General features: G+C 32.3%; 18 protein-coding genes. 2 read left to right on the forward strand and 16 right to left on the reverse strand.

Features of this window, described 5'->3' with window-relative positions; translation table 11 throughout:
* Positions 1–75: 75 nt before the first annotated feature.
* The 16 genes from rbsK to bioB form a co-directional block, all read right to left on the reverse strand.
* Positions 76–972, reverse strand: coding sequence for a ribokinase (rbsK, locus tag ACX6CF_RS23270; RefSeq protein WP_458787774.1), 897 nt, complete (start codon positions 970–972; stop codon positions 76–78).
* A gap of 24 nt (positions 973–996) precedes the next feature.
* Entirely contained in the window at positions 997–1,926 is a 930-nt protein-coding gene (locus ACX6CF_RS23275; RefSeq protein WP_458787775.1) for a nucleoside hydrolase, read from the reverse strand.
* Positions 1,927–1,944: 18 nt separating this feature from the next.
* Positions 1,945–2,877, reverse strand: a complete 933-nt coding sequence (gene rihA / locus ACX6CF_RS23280) for a pyrimidine-specific ribonucleoside hydrolase RihA (RefSeq protein WP_458787776.1) — start codon at positions 2,875–2,877, stop codon at positions 1,945–1,947.
* Positions 2,878–3,070: 193 nt separating this feature from the next.
* A complete protein-coding gene (locus ACX6CF_RS23285) occupies positions 3,071–4,012 on the reverse strand; it encodes an ABC transporter permease (RefSeq protein ID WP_458787777.1) in 942 nt (313 codons plus the stop codon).
* Between the two features lies 1 nt (position 4,013).
* Positions 4,014–5,078 (reverse strand): ABC transporter permease, encoded by a 1,065-nt coding sequence (locus ACX6CF_RS23290; RefSeq protein WP_458787778.1) that lies wholly within the window; start codon positions 5,076–5,078, stop codon positions 4,014–4,016.
* On the reverse strand, positions 5,071–6,624 hold the full coding sequence (locus ACX6CF_RS23295; protein ID WP_458787779.1) for an ABC transporter ATP-binding protein: 1,554 nt from the start codon (positions 6,622–6,624) through the stop codon (positions 5,071–5,073). Before ACX6CF_RS23295 ends, ACX6CF_RS23290 begins: the two co-directional genes overlap by 8 nt.
* Positions 6,625–6,707: 83 nt before the next feature.
* The gene (locus tag ACX6CF_RS23300) at positions 6,708–7,874 is read right to left on the reverse strand and encodes a BMP family ABC transporter substrate-binding protein (RefSeq protein ID WP_458787780.1); all 1,167 of its coding nucleotides are present in this window, start codon (positions 7,872–7,874) and stop codon (positions 6,708–6,710) included.
* A 122-nt stretch (positions 7,875–7,996) separates the two neighbouring features.
* Positions 7,997–9,385 carry an ADP-ribosylglycohydrolase family protein gene (locus tag ACX6CF_RS23305; RefSeq protein ID WP_458787781.1) on the reverse strand — a complete coding sequence of 463 codons (1,389 nt, stop codon included), beginning with the start codon at positions 9,383–9,385 and terminating at the stop codon, positions 7,997–7,999.
* Between the two features lie 42 nt (positions 9,386–9,427).
* On the reverse strand, positions 9,428–10,114 hold the full coding sequence (locus ACX6CF_RS23310; RefSeq protein ID WP_458787782.1) for a Crp/Fnr family transcriptional regulator: 687 nt from the start codon (positions 10,112–10,114) through the stop codon (positions 9,428–9,430).
* Between the two features lie 389 nt (positions 10,115–10,503).
* A complete protein-coding gene (locus tag ACX6CF_RS23315) occupies positions 10,504–10,926 on the reverse strand; it encodes an ACT domain-containing protein (RefSeq protein WP_458787783.1) in 423 nt (140 codons plus the stop codon).
* Entirely contained in the window at positions 10,923–12,224 is a 1,302-nt protein-coding gene (locus ACX6CF_RS23320) for a phenylacetate--CoA ligase family protein (RefSeq protein WP_458787784.1), read from the reverse strand. The genes ACX6CF_RS23315 and ACX6CF_RS23320 overlap by 4 nt, the downstream gene beginning before the upstream one ends.
* Positions 12,225–12,394: 170 nt before the next feature.
* Positions 12,395–12,967 (reverse strand): indolepyruvate oxidoreductase subunit beta, encoded by a 573-nt coding sequence (locus ACX6CF_RS23325; protein WP_458787785.1) that lies wholly within the window; start codon positions 12,965–12,967, stop codon positions 12,395–12,397.
* A 2-nt stretch (positions 12,968–12,969) separates the two neighbouring features.
* On the reverse strand, positions 12,970–14,706 hold the full coding sequence (gene iorA / locus ACX6CF_RS23330) for an indolepyruvate ferredoxin oxidoreductase subunit alpha (protein ID WP_458787786.1): 1,737 nt from the start codon (positions 14,704–14,706) through the stop codon (positions 12,970–12,972).
* Positions 14,707–14,921: 215 nt separating this feature from the next.
* Positions 14,922–16,217, reverse strand: a complete 1,296-nt coding sequence (locus ACX6CF_RS23335; RefSeq protein WP_458787787.1) for a phenylacetate--CoA ligase family protein — start codon at positions 16,215–16,217, stop codon at positions 14,922–14,924.
* A 26-nt stretch (positions 16,218–16,243) separates the two neighbouring features.
* Positions 16,244–17,713, reverse strand: a complete 1,470-nt coding sequence (locus tag ACX6CF_RS23340) for a sodium:solute symporter family transporter (protein WP_458787788.1) — start codon at positions 17,711–17,713, stop codon at positions 16,244–16,246.
* Positions 17,714–18,140: 427 nt separating this feature from the next.
* Positions 18,141–19,100 (reverse strand): biotin synthase BioB, encoded by a 960-nt coding sequence (gene bioB, locus ACX6CF_RS23345; RefSeq protein WP_458787789.1) that lies wholly within the window; start codon positions 19,098–19,100, stop codon positions 18,141–18,143.
* Positions 19,101–19,532: 432 nt separating this feature from the next.
* On the opposite strand from bioB, the gene tdh reads away from it, so the two are divergent.
* Together tdh and kbl are read left to right on the forward strand one after the other, a co-directional pair.
* Complete coding sequence (gene tdh, locus ACX6CF_RS23350) at positions 19,533–20,555, forward strand: L-threonine 3-dehydrogenase (RefSeq protein ID WP_458787791.1); 1,023 nt, start codon at positions 19,533–19,535, stop codon at positions 20,553–20,555.
* A 259-nt stretch (positions 20,556–20,814) separates the two neighbouring features.
* Positions 20,815–22,005 carry a glycine C-acetyltransferase gene (gene kbl / locus ACX6CF_RS23355; protein ID WP_458787790.1) on the forward strand — a complete coding sequence of 397 codons (1,191 nt, stop codon included), beginning with the start codon at positions 20,815–20,817 and terminating at the stop codon, positions 22,003–22,005.
* The last annotated feature ends 67 nt before the right edge of the window (positions 22,006–22,072 follow it).

Consider the following 22,072-nt stretch of genomic DNA (forward strand, 5'->3'; position numbering starts at 1 on the left):
TTGCACCCATCCCCCATCTACGGACGTCTTGTACAACACATATTATTAACTATTATATAAATAAGCAAAAAAGCACTAGTTATTTTTCATAAATGTTTCTACTTCATTCTTAAATGGTAAAGAAGTCTGTGCTCCAAGTTTTGTTGTAACCAAAGCTCCCACAGCATTTGAATATTTCAACCCGTTTTCTATATCATCTGATTCAATGAGCTTAATTGCTAATGCCGCATTAAAAGCATCTCCCGCAGCAGTACTATCTATTGATTTTACAGTAAATGAACCTGCACTGATTGTATTGTCTTTATCAATATACATACTTCCTTGTTCACCAAGTGTAACAACAACACTATTAGCGCCTCTTTCAATTAATTCCATAGCACCTTCTTTAATATCCTCTTTTCCTGATATCTTCTTCAATTCTGTCTCATTTGGTGTAATTATATCTACATACTTGAAAATATCATTAGGAAACTCTTTTGCTGGTGCTGGATTAAATATAACTTTCACATTATTATCACTAGCTATTTTAACTGCTTTCATAACTACGTTAATAGGTATCTCCAATTGAACAAGTATACAGTCGGCTGACATAATCAATGCTTCATTAGCCTCTAGCCATTTTTCATCAATTTTTCCATTTGCTCCTGGATACACAACAATAGTGTTATCACCATTATCAGCAACTGTAATCATTGCTACACCGCTTGGGCCATCTACTACATTTACACCATCAACATTTATATTTTCTTTTGCAAGATTATTTTTAAGCTGTTCACCTATATTATCGTCGCCTACTGCTGAAATCATTGTGACATCCGCACCAAGCCTTGCCGCTGCTACAGCTTGGTTAGCACCTTTTCCGCCGAATACAGTATTAAAAGATACAGCTGATAATGTTTCACCTAACTTAGGTAATTCATTGGTCTTTAATACATAATCCATGTTAGTACTACCCACAACAACAATCTTCATATAATCGTCCTCCTTATTCAATATCTATTCATACTTGCTTATCATGGATTCAAGTATATCTAAGAACTTTTTATTATCTGACCTGACCCCAACATGGATGTTAGGTGTATTCTTTGTAACTCTAAACACATCTGCTACAGTTTTTCCTCTAGTAATATCGCTCTTTAATTCTACATCAACGTAATAGTCTTCTGTATCTAATACACTACTATCTATTAATGCTGCAGCCGCTAAAGGATCATGCATTACACCACCATTAGAATTATAAGGACTTTCTCTATCTATTGTATAATCTATTAAGCTCGCTACTACTTTAGCTACCTTGTTATTATATTGATGTAATCTTTTATTTTGTTCTTTTGTAACAATAGTTTCATGAGTAACATCTAACCCTACCATTACTAGATCTATACCTGAATCAAAAACAATTTTTGCTGCTTCAGGATCTGCGTAGATATTGAATTCAGCTGCTGGTGTAACGTTTCCTAGATTAATTGCTCCACCCATGAAAACAATACCATCAATCATATTTTTTAATTGTGGATATTTTAGTAATGCTACTGCTACATTAGTTAAAGGTCCAAGAGCTAAAATCTTGAGTCTGCCATCTGCTGCTATAGCTTCTTCATAGATTGTATCAATTGCATCTTTTTCATAATAAGGCATTGCAGGTTCGGGTAATGTAATATTTCCTAAACCGGAAATACCGTGTACAAATTCCGCATTCACTATCTTTCGCACTATGGGATTTTTAACTCCAATTGCAACTTTTACATCTTTTCCTGAGAGTTCAACTATCTTTCGTGCATTATTAGAGGTTTTTTCTATTCCTACATTTCCTCCTACACTGGTAATAGCTCTAGTATCAAGTCTCTCACATGCCAGACACATTAGTATAGCCGTTGTATCGTCTGTCCCTGGATCTGTATCTATTATAATAGGTATTCTAGTCATTATCCTGCCTCCCTAATATCAATTAAATTTTTTTAAGTTATCACATAACAAATTTACAAAGTTTTCCCTATCCAAGTCAAAAACAACGTTGACATTTTTTTCTTTTCCACTAGTATTATAATAATCAACAATTGTTGCTCCAACTGTTAATTCGCCTGTTAAATCTATTTCAACGTTATGTTTTCTAGCAACAAAGATACTTGGATCAATAACATATGCTACTGCACAAACATCGTGTAAAGGCGGACCATCGAAACCAAAGTTAGGATTCATATGGAATATCCCGAAATAATCTAGTAATTCAGCAACTAATTTACTAGCTTTATTCCCTATACTTCTAATACGTTCTGTCTCATCACTAAATACTTGAGCTTTATGTGTTACATCAAGTCCACACATAGTGACTGGTAATCCAGAACGATAAACTATATCAGCGGCTTCAGGGTCAACAAGTATGTTAAACTCAGCAGCTGGTGTCCAATTGCCACCAAAACATGCTCCACCCATTAATACAATTTCTTCAATATTGTTTTTAACACTTGGATAAGCCAAAAACAAATTAGCAATATTAGTTAAAGGACCTGTTGGTATAAGGGTTACTTTATCCTTAGAGTCATTTATTATTTCATACATTAATTCTATAGCTGATTTTTCACTTTTTTCAAATGATGGCTCTGGTAATTCTGGTCCTTCAAGACCACTTTCGCCATGAACTTCTGCAGCTGTTATCAAATCTCTTATCAGAGGTTTAGTCGCTCCCTTAGCAACCTCTTTTTGTATACCTAAATAACTTAATACTCGTAATGCATTATTAATTGTTTTATCCCCTGTCTGGTTTCCTGCAACAGTTGTAATTCCTTTCACATCGAGTTTTTCACTTCCAAGAGCTAGTAATAATGCAATGGCATCATCATGTCCAGGATCACAATCAATAATTACTGGTTTAGCCATAATTTATCCTCCTATAATTCTAGTAGATTTATATATTAAACAAGAAAAGTAACTATGTGCGTTATTGCATAGAATATTTCTCTCTTTGCTTATTGTTTTCATCTTTATACAAAATAAAGCCTATATATTATTATTGGATTGAATTTTAATCTCCATAACCAATAATAACATTAACGGCTTTATTTATAAATCATTATAATTGTTTAATCTTCTGTTTTTTAATTTTTTTAATCTGTGATTGTTTACGTGATGCATATATTGCTAAACCAAATAACGTTGCAATATATGGAATCATATATATAAATTGTGGTGGTACTCTTAGGGTTTGTAAATTGTTAGCCAATGCATCTGCAAATCCAAAGAATAACGATGTAAGTAATGTTCCAATAGGTGTAGCTCCACCCATTGCTTCTGCCGCTAAGGCAATGAAACCTCTACCAGCTGTCATATTTCTTGTAAAGTATGGTAGATATCCCATTGACATATACGCTCCACCAAATCCTGCAAATGCTCCACTAAGGATAAGAGCAATGTATTTAATCTTTCTTACACTAATACCTACTGAATCAGCCGCATTAGGATTCTCACCAACAGCTCTAATCTTAAGTCCTAGAGGTGTTTTATATAGTAAGTAAAAAATGAATATTACTGATAATAAAGATATATAAGTCAACGCATTATGACCTGAGAAAATAGGTCCTATTATTGGAATCTTATCTATCAAAGGTATATCAATATTGGGTATAACCTTACTTTTCAAACCAGAGGAAACACCTTTGTTGTTAGCAACTAAAAACAAAACAAATACTGTACCACCGGCAGCCATAAGGTTAAGAGCAATACCTGATAAGATTATGTCCGTTTTAAGATTTAACGAGAAGTAAGCTAATAATAAACCTACCAAAGCACCAACACCAACCGCTCCTAATAAGCCAATCCATGCACTGTGTGTTGTTGCACTAATAATAACACCTGCTAAAGCTGAAGTTAACATGATACCTTCAAGGGCAATGTTAATTACCCCCGCTCTATCTGATATAAGTGCTCCAAGAGCAGCAAATAGTATAGGAGTCGTTACCCTTAACACAGAATAACCAAATCCAGTAGTAAAAATAATATTAAATACCTCAGCCATATTATTTTGCCCCCTTCACGCTTAATTTTTTAGCTTCTTTGTATACTAATTTGTGTTTATATTTTGATAAGAAACTTTCAGCAACTATAAACACAATTATTACACCTTGAATGATAGCAACTACTTCACTTTGTACATCTGAACCTCTAGACATCAAGTCTGCACCTATTCTAAGATAAGCTAAGAAAATTGCACCGATAGGAACATATAAAGGATTATTTCTAGCTAGTATAGCAACTATAATACCATCCCATCCATAACCTGGCAACGTCTGCCATGTAAATCTCCTATATAAACCTAGTACCTCAATAGAACCTCCCATACCAGCAATAAATCCACCTAACACTTGAGATATTATTATTACTTTTGCTGTATTGATTCCTGAATACTCGGCAAATCTTTTATTTTCACCAGTTATTCTTATTTCATATCCCCACTTGGTTCTGTATAGGAAATAGTAGCAAATAATTACCATAACAGCAACAATTATTAAACCTGCATGAATTCTTGTACCAGATAGAATAACTGATAGTTTAGCTGTCTTTGGAATTTTGAAAGATGCTATAGCTCCTGAATTAGGATCTCTAAAGTGGTAATTTAATAGATATGCACCTATAAATAATGCAACATAGTTTAACATTAATGATGATACTAATTCTGTAGCATTCCATCTTACTTTCATGAATGCAGGTATACTAACAACTATTGCTCCAAGAATACCTCCAAATAATATTGCTACTAATGGATGTGCTACTATAGGTAATGATACTTTTATTGCAACAACCATTGCTGCAACACCACCGATGAAGAAACCACCTTCTGCACCAAGGTTAAATTGTTGAGCCTTGAACATAATACTAACTGCAAGACCTGTAAACATTAGAGGGATTGCAAGTTCTATAACATTACCAAAGTGTCTAAGACTATCAATAGGTCCTATAACAAACTCTTTTAGGGCTACTCCTGGTTCATTACTTGTTAAAAATATAATTATCAATGCAACCGCTAGTGCAATCAATATCGCCATACTAGTACGAACAACTTCAAATTTTAGATTTTTACGCATTAATAACCCCCCCAATCTCTTCTGATGTTTGTTTTTTAACGCCTAACATATATAGACCTAATTCTTCTTCAGTTAATGTACTCGTATCTTCAAAATAAGCAACAATTTCTCCACCATACATTACGATCAAGCTATCACTAAGTTCCATTACTTCATTTAAATCAGCTGAAATTAGTAATACTGCAGTTCCTTCATCTCTAAGTTCAACTAATCTTTTTCTAATAAATTCTGTTGCTCCAACATCAATCCCTCTTGTAGGTTGGTTAGCTATAAGAAGTTTTGGTCCCCCTGAAAATTCTCTTGCAACAACTACTTTTTGTATATTACCTCCAGAAAGCATTCTTACTTTTTGATTAGCAGTATTACATTTAACTTTATATTCTTTAATAAGTGCAATTGCTTTTTCTTTTATTGTTTTTGTTTTTAATAACATCCTACCATTAAATTCACTGGTATCGTATTTATCAGATATTATATTCTGTTCAATACTTACATCACCAGCAACACCATACGTCATTCTATCTTCTGGAATATGTGATGTACCAAGTCTTCTTATTTGCTTAATAGTTTTTCCAATAACTTCGTCATCACCTATTTTGATACTACCTGATGTTGGGCTGTCCAATCCTGTGATAGACTCTACTAATTCTCTTTGTCCATTACCCTCTACACCAGCGACTCCTAATATTTCACCTTTTCTAACACTAAATGAAATACCGTTTACAGCTTTTTTACCTAATTCATTAACATATACTAAATCTTTTACATTAAGAACTGCTTCTTTTGGTGAAGCTTTGTCTTTTTCTACTCTAAGTATTACATCTCTTCCTACCATTAATCTTGATATATCTTCTTCTGATACATCACTTGTATTATGAACACCCATACTTTTACCATTTCTCATTACTGTGATACGGTCACATAATTCTTTTACCTCATTTAATTTATGAGAGATAAAAATTATTGTATGTCCTTTTTCTTTTAATAATTTTAGCTGATTAAAAAGTTCTTTAGTCTCCTGAGGAGTAAGTACTGCTGTGGGCTCATCTAATATTAATATCTTGGCCCCTCTTAGTAGAGCTTTAAGTATTTCAACTTTTTGTTTAATTCCAACTGGTATATCTTCAACTTTTGCTTTTGGGTCAACATGTAGATTATACTTGTTTGATAATTCTTCTGTCGTCTTGATTGCTTTATCCATATCAATGAATAAACCTTTTTTAGGCTCTACACCTAATACCATATTCTCTGCAACTGTTAAAGAAGGAACTAACATAAAGTGCTGATGCACCATACCGATACCATACTCAATGGCAACTGTAGGTGATGTTATGTGAATTTCCTCTCCTCGTAAAGTTATTTTACCTTCTTCTGGAGTATGAAGTCCAAATAATATTTTCATCAAAGTTGACTTTCCAGCACCATTTTCTCCACAAATAGCATGGATCTCTCCTTCTCTAATAGAGAAATCAACTCCATCGTTAGCTACTATACCACTTGGATAAACTTTAGTTATCTTCTCCATTTTAAGTAGTTCGTTTTGCATATTATCACTCCATTAGCTTATTATTAAGAAGGTACATTCATTGAAAACAATAAATGCACCATCTAAATTACACTACAAAACTATTATTTAACAGAATCTCTTAATTCAGTAAGTTCATCTTGTGTCATCTTAAATGCAGTTTTTACTACTATATCTCCATTAACAATCTTTTGCTCAATTTCTGTTAATTCTTCCATGATTTCAGCTGAAACATTTGTGTTAGTATCAACTATATCAATAGCTTTTTCTTTAAATCCAAGACTTTCTGCAGAACCATATGGTAAAGTTCCATCCATATGCATATCTATTGCACGAAGTAAGGATTGGTCAACTCTCTTTAATACTGATGTTAATATTAAATCAGATTTTTCTTTTTCATCTGCGAATAATGCAGCTTGATCTGAGTCAACACCAATAACATATTTACCAGCTTCTAATGCAGCATCAATTTGTCCAAGACCAGCTTGTCCAGCTACGTTGAATCCGATGTCTACTCCACCTTGTTTGAATTGAGCAAGACTCATTTCTTTAGCTTTTGCAACGTCAGAGAAGTCACCAATATAAGAAATTGCTACTTTTGTATCTGCATCTGCATATTGAGCTCCTTGGATATATCCAACTAAGAAGTCATTGATTACATTGTTTTCCATACCACCAATGAATCCAATTTTCTTATCTTCGTTAGTACCTTCCATATCTGAAGTAGTTACTCTTGAAGCAAGAACACCTGCTAAGAATGATCCTTCATTTTGCTTGTAACCGATAGAATATACGTTATCTAAATCATATTCTTCGTAGTTAACAGTTGAATCAAAGATAATGTATTTCTTATCTTTATTATCAACAGCTACATCTTCAAGATATTCAGCCATCTGATATGTTCCAACAATAACTATGTCATAGTCTTTATCTGATACATCTTGTAATGCTGGTTCCCATTTTGTCTCATCATAAGTCATTTCAATTGTTTCAGTTTCTACCTTATCACCATACTTTTGTTGAATAAGGTCCATTCCTGCTTTAGATGAATCAAAGAATGATTTGTCACCAAGATTACCATTGATTAATAATACTATCTTTAGTGGTCCGTCAGTTTTTGCATCATCTGTTTCATCTTTTTTGTTATCTTCATTGTTTGTAGTATCTCCAGTATCTGGAGTCTTAGTATCGTCTTTCTTTTCACCGCAACCAGCTAAAAGCATAGTTACTGTCATTACTAGTGTTAATATTAGGATTAATGATTTTTTCATCATTTATTCCCCCTTTGTTTTTTTGTTGTAAATTGCCATATTTTGCAATTTACAAGTTATTATTATACACCATGGATAAATTATTTTCAACCTAAGAAACTATTAGTAAAAACCTTAATTACTTAGGCTTTCAAAGCATTTCTACAACTTTCTACTGTCCATTTTGTTAGTTCATTAATGTCGATATTCTCCATACTTCTTACATATGTCTCGATATTATTGTCAAATGGTTCAGTCCACTTATCAGCGATTTTATCTTTACCAACAATAATTCCTATAGCTGTCATTATTTGAGCTGCGTTACAATCTACGTCTACACCTTCCATAGCAATAATATGAAGGGTTTCGTCATAATCGCCATTTCCAAACCATAGTGCAACAACTTGAGCTGCCGCATTTGGATAAGCATGAATCCAATTGTATCTCTCATATTTTTTCTCACATGGTCTCCATGCTTGTTCCCAGTTAGTTGATTTCTCACATTGATCAAGAGCAAATTTAACAACTGAATAATACTCACTTTTACTTGGAATCATATTGATTACTTCTTTTAATAATAACCTTACGTCTTTTCTCGTGAATGATAATGAAACTAACATAGCATTAAATATTTCACCAATTATTCCATTATTATAATGAGAAATCTGTCCATCAAGCCATGCAAGTCTTGCCGCTTCTTTTGGGTTTCCAGGTGCAACCATACCACATATAGCACCTCTCATCTGAGCTCCAATCCATTCACAATAAGGATTACAGAATGTACCACTTTCTGGTGGATAAATTCCATAACGAATATTTCTAAGAGCAACTTCTTCTGCTGACCATCCAGCAGGAATAAGACCTATCCACTCATGAGCAATGTCTACTGAATCTACATCACCTCCTTTTTCCATAAAAGCTTTAAGAAAAGCTAGTTCAAAAGTGATATCATCATTTAGCGTATTAGGCTTTCTAACATAGTCTCTAATTTCACCAAATGCTTTTCTTAAATTATCAGTTGTATAACCTTCAATAGCAGTACCTAGAGCACCACCAACTAATTGTGATTTCCATCCTATTAGTGTTTTTTCTTCAAAATCTTTAGAATTTACATCATAGGAGTCTTTTACAAAAGTAACATCCTCTTCATATTGTTTCCAATTTTTGTATATTTTATATTTCCAATAAGAGGATTTTTCATCTTTTATGGAATTATTCATCTGATAATATAATTTTGAAGTAAGTGTATGAAGCTTTACCATATCGTTGTTCTTTAGTGCTTCCATACCTTGTTCAACGATTTTTTCATAATCTTCAACAATATATCCTCTATTTTCGAGAGCTTGTACACCTGCAATAATAACTCTTTCTGGCGCACCAGAACCTGGTACATTACTTCCCCATAAAAGTTTTATCTTATCATCATCAACTTTACCTGTATCAGCCATTCCATCCCATTGTTGTTCTTCTTCACTTAACACTACTGGAATTGCTGACTCTATTAATTGTTGTTCCATTTCCCAAGCTTTCATTATGTCTCTTCCTTTCTGTTATATATTCCGCTTATTATTCTACTACCATATCTCTAAAGTATCAATCATATCTTCATATTGTTTTTTATCAATATATATTTTGCCTTTTTTTATTGTTACTAATCCTCTTTCTTTTAATTTAGTAATATTTCTTCCAACTGTTTTGACGCTCATTCCCAAAATATCTGCTATTTCTTGTCTCTTCTTATTAATATATACTATATTATTATCATTTATTTCACTTTTAACATATTCAATAATAAATCTTTTAATCATATGAACAGCTGGGTAGTAATGAGAATATCCTTGATAACATGATGTATAGCATGATCTCGCAGCTAATTTTTTAGCTAACATGAGAGTAATGTAATTATCACATTCAATCCATTTCATAAAGTCAGTTTTTAGTATTCTAAAAACTATACAGTCAGTTTTTGCAACATTGGTTACTACAGCTCTTGGTTCATCAGCTAATATTTCCATCTCACCTATAAAATCAATGGCTTTATTGGTATCAAATATGTATATGCTTCCATTTGCGAATTCGTTTACAACATTTAATTCGCCTTTGCATAATATATCGACATATTTTATATCTTCACCTTTCTTAATAATCGTACTGTCACTTTTATATGTCTTCAGTCTACATCTTTCCTTAATATTACTTGGCATACCCTCAAGAATTCTTCTCAATTTTGGTTGATATTCCATAAGTTCTTGCAGTAACATATTTAGTTCACTCCATACTAATTATTTAAGAATACGGTCTATATTTTTTTATTAATAAATGCTTACATTATATTAATTTAATTTAATTTTATAAGCATATTTCGTTTATAAAATAATGTTAATCCTATTAGATTAGTTATTATGTTTATTTTATTTAATATTATTTGTAAAAATTAGTATTTAATTCACAATTTCATTAACATCATTATATTAAATTAAATCATTAAATAAAAGGACACATGTCTATTTTCATTATTCTATATATTATTTTATATTAAGATATTATTATTGCTAAAATGACAAAAAATAAGAACGACTATAAAAGCCGTCAAATATAGACCAAATTATTATATTTATTTTATATTTATTTTATATTTATTTTTTATATATTAATTACATATCTCACTAGCTCTTGCTAATTCAACATCATTTTCAGTTAATGTTTTTATAGCTTTATTTACTTCAGATACTTTCATTATTACTGAAGCATTTCCATTCATAGCATAAGCATACATATATTCGATACTAACACCATTAGATGCTAATACTTTAACTGCTTTATGTAGCGTTCCTGCTTTATGAGGTATTATCAAACATATGACGTCAGTCAAACTAACTGAGAAACCTAATTCTTTTAATAGTTCATGAGCTTTTTCTGGTTGACCAACAATTAATCTTAAGATTCCATATTCAGATGTATCTGCTACACTAAGTGCAGAAATAGTGATATCATTATCTCCAAGAGCCTTAGTTACATCTGATAATCTACCTGATTTATTTTCTAGGAAAACGCTTAGTTGTTTTATTATCATACCAATTTCCTCCTATCTATAATACGTTTAGCTTTACCTTCACTTCTTTCAATAGTTTTTGGTTCAACCAATTTAACTTTCACACTTATTCCTAATGTGCTTTGAATTTCATGTGTAATCTTCTTAGTTAGGTTCTCTAATTTACGAATTTCATCAGAGAAGAATGCTTCATCGACTTCTACCCATATTTCTAGAGTATCCAGATTATTATGTCTCTCGACAATAAGCAGATAATGAGGTTTGGTTTCGCTCATTTCAAGTAGTACACTTTCAATTTGTGATGGGAATACATTGACACCACGAATGATTAACATATCATCAGAACGTCCTGTACATTTTTCCATTCTAACCATAGTTCTTCCACAATCACATTTATCGTAATTAAGTACTGTTAAATCTCTAGTTCTATATCTTAGTATTGGAAGAGCTTCTTTTGTAATTGTCGTAAATACCAATTCACCTTCCATACCCACCTCTACATTTTGCAACGTATCAGTACTAATTGTTTCAGGAATAAAATGATCTTCTGCTACATGTAAACCATTTTGATAACTACATTCACAAGCTACTCCTGGTCCCATTACTTCACTTAATCCATAGATATCCATAGCTTTAATATGAAGTTTTGCCTCTATCTGTTTTCTCATGTTATTAGTCCATGGTTCAGCACCGAATATACCAGTTTTCAATTTAAGTTTTGCTGGATCTATTCCTTGTTCTTCCATTGCCTCAGCTAAATAAAGAGCATATGAAGGTGTACAAGCTATAACTGTACTTTCAAAGTCACTCATCAAGTTCAACTGTTTCTTTGTATTTCCACCAGATATAGGGATAACAGTAGCCCCTACTTTTTCTGCTCCATAGTGGATACCTAATCCACCTGTAAATAGACCATATCCATAAGCTATTTGAATTCTATCATTTTTTTCTACCCCAGCACAGTGTAAAGAACGTGCCACTACTTCTGACCATGATAATAGATCTCTTCTAGTATATCCTACTACAGTAGGCTTTCCAGTTGTCCCTGAAGAAGCATGTACTCTGACAACATCACTCATTGGAACTGCAAATAAGTTAAATGGATAATTATCTCTAAGGTCTTGTTTTGTAGTAAATGGTAATTTAGATAGATCTTGTATTCCTTTTATATCACATGGTTCTAATCCAAGTTCCTGCATTTTCTTTCTATAGAAAGGCACATTATAGTATACTCTTTCTACTGTTTCACATAGTCTTTTACTTTGTATTTCTCTAAGTTCATCTCTACTCATACATTCAATATGTTCATTCCATATCATTTTTCAGCCCTCCTTGAAGTATTAAGCAAGTAGTATTAACCCTACTATTGTAACTTCTATGTCCTACACTTTAATAAAAACCTACCACAATCATATTATATCATATGTTGCGGTAGGATTATAAATAAAAATTTATATTATATTATTCATTTTGATAATTACTTTAATAATTAAAGATTATATCCTGTTTCAAAAGCCTTTACATTGATATCTATTGTTTTGTTTGGAACTGTCTGGCTTATAGCTTCTTCCCACTTATCTTTATCTTCATCTAAGTTTTTAGCAAGTAGACCTAATAGAACAGTATTGACAACTCTGAAATTACCAATCTTTCTTGCTTCACTTAATGCATCAGCAACAATCACTCTGTTATCTGCATCATGTAATTGTTCAATTATATCTTGTGGATACTCAGCAGCTCCTATAATAACAGGCATAGGATTAATCTCTTGAGCGTTTACAATAATCAAACCATCTTTTTTTAGATAGTGACGCCATCTTAAAGCTTCCATTTTTTCAAAAGCAAGTATTATATCAGCTTTTCCTATTTCTACAAGAGGTGAATATACTTTGTCTCCATAACGAATATGTGTAACAACACTTCCACCTCTCTGTGACATACCATGTACCTCAGATAATTTCACATCATATCCAGAGTGTATAGCTAAATTACCAAGTATTCTACTGGTTAAAAGTGTTCCTTGTCCTCCAACACCTACAACTAATATATTCTTAGTTTCCATTATTATTCACCATCCTTTATTATAGCACCGAATTTACATATTTTAGCACATAAACCACAACCACTACATAATGTATCGTTAATAGTCATTTTGCCATCTTTCTTTTGAATTGCTGGACATCCTAGTTTCATACACATTCCACAATTCTTACATGCATCAACATTTATTCTATATGGTACTCTCTTTCTTTTCTTATCTAATAATTCACAAGGTGCAGTTGCTATAATTACAGAAGGTTCTTCTTTCATTGTTTCTTCTTTTACAGCAAGCTCAACTTCTTCAGGTTTGAAAGGATTAACAACTCGTACACTATTGATACCTATACTATTTACTAATTGTACAAGGTTAAGCACATGAGTTTCTTCGCCTTTTAAAGTTTTACCTGTAGCTGGATTATCTTGATGTCCTGTCATACCTGTTGTTGAGTTATCAAGAATAATTACAGTTGATATTCCTTTGTTGTATACTATATCTACAAGGCCAGTAATTCCAGAGTGAACAAAAGTTGAATCACCAATAATTCCAACCCAATCCTTAATGAACTCTTTACCTCTGGCTTTCTCCATTCCATGAAGCATACCTATACTAGCACCCATACAGACACAAGTATCTATACCTTCAAGTGGTGGAAGTGCTCCTAGAGTATAACATCCTATATCACCTGTAGCATGTTTTTTAAGTTTGTTAAGTACATAGTAGACTCCTCTATGTGGACATCCTGGACACATAACTGGTGGTCTTACTGGTAATTGTTTTGGATTGTCAAGATTCAATTTATGCTCATTAATCTTTTCTACTATTAAATTAGCACTATATTCTCCCTGAACTGTAAAGATTTCTTTACCAATTACTTTAATGCCCCAAGATTTTATTTGTTCTTCAAAAATTGGTTCTAATTCTTCAACTATGTATAATGTATCAACTTTACCTGCAAATTCCTCAATTAGTTTTTTTGGGATAGGATGTACCATACCAAGTTTTAGAACAGATGCATTAGGTAATGCTTCTTTTACATATTGATAAGGAACACCACTAGTTATTACTCCAACTGAAGTATCATTCATTTCCATTGTGTTATATTTAAAAGTGTTACAATCTTCGGAAATTTGATTCATTCTTTTTTCAACAACTACATGTTTTACCCTTGCCATTCCTGGCATCATAACATTTTTCTTAAAATCTTTAGCATATTCTTTTAATGGAACATCTACTCTATCATTAATATCTACAAGACTTTGAGAGTGAGATATACGAGTTGTAAGTCTCATAAAAACTGGTGTATCATATTTTTCACTTATTTCAAAAGCTTCTTTTACAAATTCTTTTGCTTCATTACTATCTGAAGGCTCAAGCATTGGTATATGCGCAGATCTTGCATAATAACGGCTATCCTGTTCATTTTGTGAACTATGCATACCTGGATCATCTGCTGCAAGTATTACTAACCCTCCATTAATTCCAGTATATGCTACAGTAAATAATGGGTCTGCAGCTACATTGACACCTACATGTTTCATAGCTACCATTGTTCTAGCTCCACTAATAGAAGCACCGATACCTACCTCTAGAGCAACTTTTTCATTAGGTGACCACTGAGCATAGATTTCATCATATTTTGCAACGAACTCAGTAATTTCAGTACTTGGTGTTCCTGGATATGCCACTGCAACAGTAGCACCTGCCTCATAAGCGCCTCTGGCAACAGCTTTATTACCAAGCATTAGTTTCTTATCTGCCATTGTTAATATCAATCCTTTCATTTCAATTTAAAATTATATTGAATATTTCTGATTATATCATTTTCATTGATTAATCACTTCATAATATTCAACACATATTATCTTTTTTATAAGTTAAATAATTAGTATATTCAACTTATATGTTAGAGAGTTAGAATACATTCAATCATTATCATATATCTATTCTAACAGTTGTTTAGCTTTTAGTCCATCCTCTAATTTCTATTATCTATAACTCTTTTTGCTTTGCCTTCAAATCTCTTCAATGTATAAGGTTCAACTAGATTTATTTTAGCATCTATTCCCAATACGGTTTTTAGATTATGTCTAATTTTTAGTTGTAGCTTATCTAGATTACTATATGAATCTAATAAACTAGTATCTTCTAATTCTACATTTATCTCAATTTTATCTAAATATCCTTGTCTATTAACTATAATTTCATAGTGAGGTCCTATTTCATTTGTATTCAATAATACTTCCTCTATCTGAGAAGGAAATACATTAACACCTCTAATTATAAGCATATCGTCTGTTCTTCCTTCAATCTTAGCCATTCTCACTAATGTTCTTCCACAATCACATTTTTCATACATGAGTCTTGTTATATCTTTTGTTCTATATCTAATAAGTGGAAGAGCTTCTTTTGAGACAGTAGTAATTACTAACTCACCTTTTTCTCCTGGTGGTAATACTTTTCCTGTACTTGGATCGATTATCTCTGGAATAAAATGATCTTCATTAATGTGTAATCCACATAAAGCCTCACATTCTCCTGCAACACCAGGTCCTATTAATTCACTCATTCCATAATTTTCAGTTGCAAACATACCCCAACCTTTTTGAATCTGTTCTCTCATTGCTTCAGTAGAACCTTCTCCACCGAAAAGCCCTAATTTAACATCTAAATCATTAACTGGATCAATACCCATTTTTCTCGCAACTTCCATGATATGTAAAGCATATGAAGGCGTACTAACCAATAGAGTGGTTCCAAAATCCTTCATAAGCATAATCTGCTTTTCTGTATTTCCGCTAGAAGTCGGTACTACCATTGCACCAATTCTCTCCAAACCATAATGTAATCCGAAGGCTCCTGTGAATAGACCATAACCAAATGCAATCTGTGCAACATCTGTAGAATCCGCTCCTGCCATTGACACAATTCTTGCTATTAATTGGGTCCATGTATTGATATCTTTTTTGGTATAACCTACAACTGTAGGTTTTCCAGTAGTTCCAGAAGATGCATGAACTCTTACAATCTCTTTTTTGGGAACTGTAAATAAACCGAATGGATAATTTTCTCTTAGATCATTTTTTACAGTAAATGGCATACTAGACAAGTCATCAAGTGACTTAATATCTTGTGGTTTTATATTTACTTCATCCATTTTAGCTTTATAATAAGGAACCTTATCATAGATTCTCTTAACCGTTTCTTGTAATCTATCCAACTGAATTTTTTCTATTTCTTCTCTATCAAGTGTTTCTTCTTTTGACCAAATCATTTTTCCCATTCCTTTCAACATTTATATCATTTTGTCTCTTTGGCAAATATATAATTAATATGTCTTTCTTCATAATTTTCAGTTACCAGACTGACTATACTCATAGTTATTATTGGAACAACAATAGCTAATGCTCCTACAGTTGGTATATTAGAACTTCCAAAACCATATTTACTGACACCATAGATTACAATAGTTAAAGCCGTCAACATACCTACCCATACTCCTTGTTTTGTAGCTTTTTTCCAATATAATCCTAATAGATAAGGTGCTAACAGGCAACCTGAAACAGCTCCCCAAGATAACGATGCTAAGTTAAGTATAGGACTATCAGCAGTAGCTACAATATAAGATAATGCCACAAACACAACACATAAGACCTTCATAACCCACATCAATGTTTTACTACTGATATCTGGTTTAACTGTTTTTAATAAATCTATAGCAATAGCAGAACTTGATGCTAGTACTAATGATGCCAATGTAGACATAGAAGCTGATAATACTAATACAAGTATTATTGCTGCAACAATAGTTGGTAAAGTTTCACTTATAACCAATGGCATGATCCTATCATATACAGGCATTCCGTTTACAGTAGGACAATCACTGATAATGAGTCTACTAATACTTCCAGTAAAATAAGCACCTGTAGTTATTAATAGTGCAAATGCCGTAGATACCCATTTAGCTGTTTTGATTGATTCTTCGCTTTTGATTGTATAGAATTTATGTACCATTTGAGGTAATCCCCAGCTACCTAAACTTGTTAGAATCACTAATGATAATATAGGTACAACTCCTGGTGGTCCAATAGGTGATACTAAATCTTTATTAATAGCTTTCAAGTTACTTACCGCCCCTGATATACCTCCGACAGCTGGAAATTTAATGATAAAATACAACATTAAAATTACTCCTACAATCATTATACATCCTTGTATAAAATCAACCATAGTTGCAGCAACTAATCCTCCAGCAAATAGATATAGAGCAGTCAAGATCATCATTATTATTAATATGATATACGTAGGTATTCCAAATATTTCTTCAAATAAATATCCTAATCCTTTATATACTGAAGCCGCATAAGGCATTAAAAATACGAAAATTATTGTTGCCGATACAATCTTAAGAGTTTTGCTTTTGTATCTTATCCCAAGAAATTCTGGCATAGTAGATACATTAAGTCTTTGAGTCATTTCTCGAGTTCTTTTCCCTAGAACTTCCCATGCTAAATATGTACCAATTACTGTATTTCCTACTACTATCCAAAGTACAGATAATCCAAAGTTCCAACCTAATTTTCCTGCATAACCAATAAATAATACTGCTGAGAAATATGCTGTTCCATAAGAAAATGCTGACATCCAAGGCGGCACTTTTCTACCTCCAAGTAGATAACCTGAAACCCCATCAACCTTTTTTCTACTCATGGCACTTACAACCATAATCATTAGTATGTATCCTACTAAGAAAAACCAGTAAATTTTCATTAAATCGCTCTCCCTATTTTTTATATAATCCCATATATTCCCGCTTTAAACTTCAACGCTATTATGTAATGTGACTTTAAAGTGCTAAATTGTATTGACACAATAAAAGCGCATAAAGCGCACATTTTAATGATACTTAAAGTTATAGTTAAATATATGTTTATTATATTTTACTAATTATTAATTATACACTATATTTTATCGTTGTCAATTAGTCTAAGGAAGTAATATTTTAGAAAAAGATTACTATATAAATCATTAAAATTAAAGATAATAAATTATTACTATCTATATTTTTTTCCTGTGAATAATATATTTTCATCATCTATACCTGAGTATTTTTTAATATCTTCATAACTACTATCTTGTGTATCTAAATGACTAATACTCCCTAAGATTTCTCTTAAGGAGTATTAGTCTTATTATATTATTCTATTGTAGTGAATCCTAATCGGTTAATCATTTCAATATCTTTTTCAATGTTATTACCTATTGTTGTTAAATAATTACCTACCATAGCAGCACTTACACCTGATTTAAAGCCTTGTTCTTGATATTCGCCTAGAGCTATACGACCTCCTGCAAATCTAACATTTGCCTTAGGTAATATTAATCTAAATATAGCAACTGTTCTAAGTATTTCTTCTGGCTCTAATACTTCTCTATCTCCAAATGGAGTTCCTTTTACAGGACATAGAATATTAATAGGTATTGAGTTAATTCCAAGTTTTCTTAGTTCGAAAGCCATATTGACTCTATCAAATACTTTTTCCCCTAGTCCTATAATTCCACCTGAACATACAGATAATCCCGCTTTTTTTGCATTAATTATTGTATTGACCCTGTCACCATATGTATGCGTTGTACATATTTTTTCATAATACCTTTTACTAGTTTCAAGATTATGATGATATGTCTTAACCCCAGCCTCTTTTAGTTTGACTGCTTGTTCATAGGTTATTATACCATGTGATGCACATAGACTTAGCTCCGGAAATCTAGTTGCTAATTCCTTGTATATATTAAGAATATTATTAAAGTCATCATCTAATATTCCTTTTCCACTAGTTACTAATGAAAAATGGTCAACTCCGTATTTTACATTTTCTTCTGCTCTTTTTATTGCTTCTTCCTTACTGATCAATGGATATTCACTGACACCTGTCTCATAGTGTCCAGATTGAGCACAGTATTTACAGTCTTCACTGCATTTACCTGATTTTGCATTCATGATTGTACAAAGATCAATCTTATTTCCTATAAAAAATTGTCTTACTTCATTAGCTATCTCACATAGACTTTCAGCATCTATGGTTCGATAGATTTCTAGGGCTTCTTTCTTTTTTAATTTATAACCGTTAATTATTTTATACTTAATCTCTTCCACTGGAATCCTAACCTTTCAGCTAAGAAATATACACACATTTATTACTAGCATATTTCTTATTTATATTGTCGAATTATAGTATTTTTGAGTTACTGACTTTAATTATATGTATTCGTCAAAGAATTGTCAATTAATATATTTGAACATTTTAATATGTAAACTTAATGTAATATGTTAAATAATAAAAAAATTGTTTAATATATTAAATATATTGGATATATTTACCTTTTTTATCTCAAAACTATTCTCATACTCATGGTGTGTACTAAATAAATACTACATTTTATCAAAATTGTGTTTGACAGAAAAACATTCTTTATTTATACTATAGTTAAATAATAAATTCAATTTTTTTACAGTTGAATTCAGTTCCCGAATATTTTATTCGAAAGGAGAATTATATTGGCTACAAAATTGGAAACTAAGAAAACCATGAATGCTTTAGTTAAAAAATATCCTAAAGAGGGTCTTTGGCTAGAAGAAGTACCTGTTCCAGAAATCGGTAAAAATGATGTAATGATAAAAATAGAAAAAACATCTATTTGTGGTACAGATGTTCATATCTACAATTGGGATAAATGGTCAAGCGAAACCGTTCCTACCCCTATGGTTATTGGTCATGAATATGTTGGAACAATAGTTGGATATGGTGATAATGTCAAAGGTTTTAGAATTGGAGAGTTAGTATCTGGGGAAGGTCATATTGTTTGTGGGCATTGTCGTAATTGCTTAGCTGGACGTAGACATTTATGTATTAATACCAGCGGTGTAGGTGTTAATAGGTCTGGCGCTTTTGCTGAATACCTAGTGATTCCATCTACTAACGTATGGTTATGTGATGAAAATATTGATAAGAATATAATAAGTTGTTTTGACCCCCTAGGTAACGCTGTACATACTGCATTATCTTTTGACCTTGTAGGCGAAGATGTACTTATTACTGGTGCTGGACCAATCGGTATTATGGCATCAGCAATTGCTAAAAAAGCAGGAGCCAGATATGTTGTTATAACTGATGTTAATCCATATCGTCTTGAACTAGCAAAAAAAATGGGAGCAATTACAGTTGATGTAAGTAAGTATAAAATTAAAGATACTATGCAACAATTAGGCATAAAAGAGGGCTTTGATGTGGGATTGGAGATGTCAGGTAACTCACGTGCCTTTAACGATATGATAGATTGTATGGAACATGGGGGCAAAATCGCAATGCTTGGTATCCAATCAAGTGATACTATGATTGACTGGAATAAAATAGTTTTTAATGGAATAAATATTAAAGGTATATACGGACGAGAAATGTTTGAAACATGGTATAAGATGACTTCTATGATTCAGTCGGGACTTGATATAAGTGAAGTGATAACTCATAAGTATCATTATACTGATTTCCAGAAAGGTTTTGATGCAATGAATTCGGGGAAATCGGGGAAGGTAGTTCTTAGTTGGGAATAAATAGGGTTAAGTAGATTAATATTCTGGATAACGGTCGCGTAGATAGCATAGGGGGAATATTTCGTCAGCAAATTAAACGTCCATGTTTAAATTGCTGAGTTCGCCGTCCATGGCTCACTGCTACATATTCCCCCTATACTATCTACGCTTGATATTTGAATCATACCTTTGATGATTGCTAGTTCAGGCTAGTGTATCTTTTAATAAAATTTAAATTTTAATTGTAGATAAAATAAATGAAGAAAGAGGGATGAATGTTTTGTTTGATAATGCAGAGAAGATTTATAGGGAGCAGCTTAATGACATAAAGGAAAGTGGATTGTGGAAAGATGAGAGAGTTGTTACTACGCCACAGAGTGGGAAAATTGATACTTTGTCCAAGAAGCAGGTTCTTAATTTTTGTGCTAATAATTATCTTGGTTTAGCTTCTCATGATTTTGTGATAAAGGCTGCTAAGGATAGTTATGAGAAATGGGGATATGGTCTTTCTTCGGTACGTTTTATTGTGGGAACTCAGAAGATTCATAAAGATCTGGAGAAGAAAATATCGGAATTTTTGTATACGGATGATACTATTTTATATTCATCGGCTTTTGATGCTAATGGTGGGTTGTTTGAGACAATTCTTACAGCTGAAGATGCTATTATAAGTGATGAACTTAATCATGCTAGTATAATCGATGGTATTAGATTGTGTAAAGCCAAAAGATACCGTTACCTTAATAATAATATGGAAAATCTTGAAGCTCAATTAATTGAAGCTGATAAAAATGGAGCTAGAATGAAATTAATTGCTACCGATGGTGTTTTCTCTATGGATGGTATCATTGCTAATCTAAAAGGTATATGTGATTTAGCTGATAAATATAACGCTATGGTTATGGTAGATGACAGCCATGCAACTGGTTTTATTGGTAAAAAAGGTCGTGGTACTCCTGAATATAGAGATGTCATTGGAAGAGTTGATATTATAACAAGTACTCTTGGTAAAGCTCTAGGTGGTGCTAGTGGTGGTTTTACAAGCGGCAGGAAAGAAATTATTGACTTGCTTCGTCAACGTTCAAGACCTTATCTATTCTCTAATACTTTATCTCCTGCTATTGCTGCAACATCTCTTAAAATACTTGAAATGTTATCTGAATCAACAGAGTTCAGAGATAAATTAGAGGAAAACACTAAGTATTTTAGAGAGGGTATGAAAAAAGTTGGTTTCGATATTCCAGATGGTGAACATCCCATCGTACCTATTATGTTAGGAGATGCAGTAATCGCACAGAAAATGGCTGAGAAAATGCTTGATAAAGGTGTTTATGTTATAGGCTTCTACTATCCAGTTGTTCCAAAGGGCAAAGCTAGAATTAGGGCACAGATTTCTGCTGTACATAGTAAGGAAGATTTGGATGTAGCTATTAATGCATTTTATGAGGCTAAGGAAGAATTAGGTGTTTAATCATAAAAAACACCGAAAGTATTATAAATTAATATAGTATTTTATAACTATCAATGGATGTATTCCT

The organism is Vallitalea sediminicola, from assembly GCF_054408565.1.

Bases quoted from the DNA above. Each gene is read 5' to 3' on its own strand.
- ACX6CF_RS23340 (WP_458787788.1), bottom strand. From the start codon at position 17,713: ATGAAAATTTACTGGTTTTTCTTAGTAGGATACATACTAATGATTATG.
- rbsK (WP_458787774.1), bottom strand. From the start codon at position 972: ATGAAGATTGTTGTTGTGGGTAGTACTAACATGGATTATGTATTAAAG.
- ACX6CF_RS23295 (WP_458787779.1), bottom strand. From the start codon at position 6,624: ATGCAAAACGAACTACTTAAAATGGAGAAGATAACTAAAGTTTATCCA.
- ACX6CF_RS23310 (WP_458787782.1), bottom strand. From the start codon at position 10,114: ATGTTACTGCAAGAACTTATGGAATATCAACCAAAATTGAGAAGAATT.
- ACX6CF_RS23320 (WP_458787784.1), bottom strand. From the start codon at position 12,224: ATGATATGGAATGAACATATTGAATGTATGAGTAGAGATGAACTTAGA.
- tdh (WP_458787791.1), top strand. From the start codon at position 19,533: ATGAATGCTTTAGTTAAAAAATATCCTAAAGAGGGTCTTTGGCTAGAA.
- iorA (WP_458787786.1), bottom strand. From the start codon at position 14,706: ATGGCAGATAAGAAACTAATGCTTGGTAATAAAGCTGTTGCCAGAGGC.
- ACX6CF_RS23300 (WP_458787780.1), bottom strand. From the start codon at position 7,874: ATGAAAAAATCATTAATCCTAATATTAACACTAGTAATGACAGTAACT.
- ACX6CF_RS23290 (WP_458787778.1), bottom strand. From the start codon at position 5,078: ATGCGTAAAAATCTAAAATTTGAAGTTGTTCGTACTAGTATGGCGATA.
- ACX6CF_RS23285 (WP_458787777.1), bottom strand. From the start codon at position 4,012: ATGGCTGAGGTATTTAATATTATTTTTACTACTGGATTTGGTTATTCT.
- rihA (WP_458787776.1), bottom strand. From the start codon at position 2,877: ATGGCTAAACCAGTAATTATTGATTGTGATCCTGGACATGATGATGCC.
- ACX6CF_RS23325 (WP_458787785.1), bottom strand. From the start codon at position 12,967: ATGGAAACTAAGAATATATTAGTTGTAGGTGTTGGAGGACAAGGAACA.
- ACX6CF_RS23335 (WP_458787787.1), bottom strand. From the start codon at position 16,217: ATGATTTGGTCAAAAGAAGAAACACTTGATAGAGAAGAAATAGAAAAA.
- ACX6CF_RS23305 (WP_458787781.1), bottom strand. From the start codon at position 9,385: ATGAAAGCTTGGGAAATGGAACAACAATTAATAGAGTCAGCAATTCCA.
- ACX6CF_RS23275 (WP_458787775.1), bottom strand. From the start codon at position 1,926: ATGACTAGAATACCTATTATAATAGATACAGATCCAGGGACAGACGAT.
- ACX6CF_RS23315 (WP_458787783.1), bottom strand. From the start codon at position 10,926: ATGATAATAAAACAACTAAGCGTTTTCCTAGAAAATAAATCAGGTAGA.